2 protein-coding genes are annotated in these 1,972 nt (G+C 47.0%); both read right to left on the reverse strand.

Going from position 1 to position 1,972, the window contains the following annotated elements; genetic code table 11:
- Nucleotides 1–24: 24 nt before the first annotated feature.
- The gene (gene ubiH, locus R8N28_RS23845; protein WP_005457284.1) at nt 25–1,203 is read right to left on the reverse strand and encodes a 2-octaprenyl-6-methoxyphenyl hydroxylase; all 1,179 of its coding nucleotides are present in this window, start codon (nt 1,201–1,203) and stop codon (nt 25–27) included.
- 22 nt (nt 1,204–1,225) lie between these two features.
- The gene (locus R8N28_RS23850; protein ID WP_005457285.1) at nt 1,226–1,804 is read right to left on the reverse strand and encodes a YecA family protein; all 579 of its coding nucleotides are present in this window, start codon (nt 1,802–1,804) and stop codon (nt 1,226–1,228) included.
- Nucleotides 1,805–1,972 lie beyond the last annotated feature (168 nt).

The raw sequence follows: 1,972 nt of genomic DNA on the forward strand, positions 1-1,972 counted from the left end.
TGTTACCTAGTTTGTTGCAGTCAATCATCGTTTCACTAAGCCAAGAGTATGGCGCAAGAGCGGCTGCTTAAAAATAGAAAGGTTATCCATCGCTGCTAAGGCCGTATTTCGCCCAATTCGCATCGCGAGTAAATCGTTTGAAAAAACATGGACTAACGAGCTTGTTAGCCAAATGGTTTCGTTGCGGTCTGCTTCTCGGCGTTGACTAAAGCGGATCAGGCCTTGGTAACGCCCAACATCTTCACCTTGCTTGACCAATTCCTCAGCGAGAGTGACCACGTCTCGGATCCCCAAGTTGAAGCCCTGCCCAGCAATCGGATGCAGCGTTTGTGCTGCGTTACCGACTATCGCAAAACGGTGTGAAATATTTTGCTTACGGTGACGAAGCAACAACGGATAGCTCGCTCGCAGCCCCACTTTTTGCATCGCACCTAATCGCCAACCAAAATCTTGCTGAAGCCGTTCAAGAAATTCGCTTTCAGACAATTCCATTACAATTTGAGCTTCATCAGGGCGTAAGCACCACACGAGCGACATTCGATTATCACTCATTGGCAGCAGGGCAACTGGGCCGTTTTCAGTAAAACGCTCAAATGCGCGACCTTGATGCGGCTCTTGAGTCACAATATTGGCAATTACGGCAACTTGGTCGAAATCATGCTCAGAAAGCTCCAAACCAATTTGCTGACAACATTGCGAAACCGCACCATCGGCGGCAACAAGTAATTTCGCATTAAGCAACTCACCACTAGCAAGCTCAATCGTCACATTTTCTTGAGTTCGGGTAATGTGCTTCGCGGAGTCTGGGCAGTACAAATCGATAGCGGTACTGTGAGTCAGCAATTCTTGGTAAACACGACCAACATCGGCTAACTCTACAACATAACCTAACGCTTCAACGCCAACGTCGTGCTTAGTGATGTCCGTCATTCCCGCATGAGAACGATCGGACACATGGATGTGTTCAATCGGGGTCGAAAAAGGTTCAATCGCAGACCATAACGCTAAGTGACGCAGCAGGTTAACCGTACCATAAGACAAAGCAATCGAGCGCGAATCAAAGCCCGGATGCTGATCAGATTGCGCTTTAAACGGTTCAACAACGGCAACACGCAAAGCCCCTTGAGACAAATGCTCAATCGCTAAAGCTAGTGTAGCCCCAGCCATGGCACCACCAGCAATGACTACGTCATATTGCTTCATGTTAACCTCTGGTCTATCTAGATTAATGAATCGTCGGTTTGCTTTCGCTGCTTTCTGGGCGAGCTCCGAACTCTGCATGAATGGTAAGTACGCAAGCTTTCACGTGTTCAATGACTTGTTCCAGCAATTGTGCTTGTTCACCAAAGTCATCATCTTCATCAATGCCTAACTTGGCAATTTCTTCTAGGTCAGCCAACGCTTCTTTTGCATCATCCGATGCATTGTTCAGCGCAATGCCTGCTAAACCAAGACCAGAGATAAAGTGATTCACAAAATCAGACAAGCTATCTGCCAACGCGAATAAACCCTCTTCGCCCGACTCATCCGGCAGAAGTAGTGACAGCTCCATGGATGAACCCGTTAGCTCGTTCGCCGTCACTTTGAAGACCGTCTGTGCAAAAGCTAACGCCGTCGTTGGCCAGCCCATGCCATCATTGGTGTAATCGAATAGAATTGGTTGCCAGGTTTGATCGTTAATCGCCAATCCACCACTTAGCATGCCGACAAGCAAACCGTGCAGCTCCGCAGGTGTCACAGCTAAACTTGCAGATTGTAGCTCTGCAGCAATAGATTGATATTCTGGAAGGGTGATTTCACTCATAACTTGGCTCATTCTTGCGTAATAATGTATCGACATATCCTACCATCAAGGTTAGTGGTCTGAAACGGCTATCAAATTCAATTTTGAACACCATTTGTTCAATTTGCCCAATTCCTGTGTGATCTCGTCATCATTTCTCTTTCTGTGATGGGAAATGCTTGAATCTTA

The organism is Vibrio sp. Vb1554, from assembly GCF_033344235.1.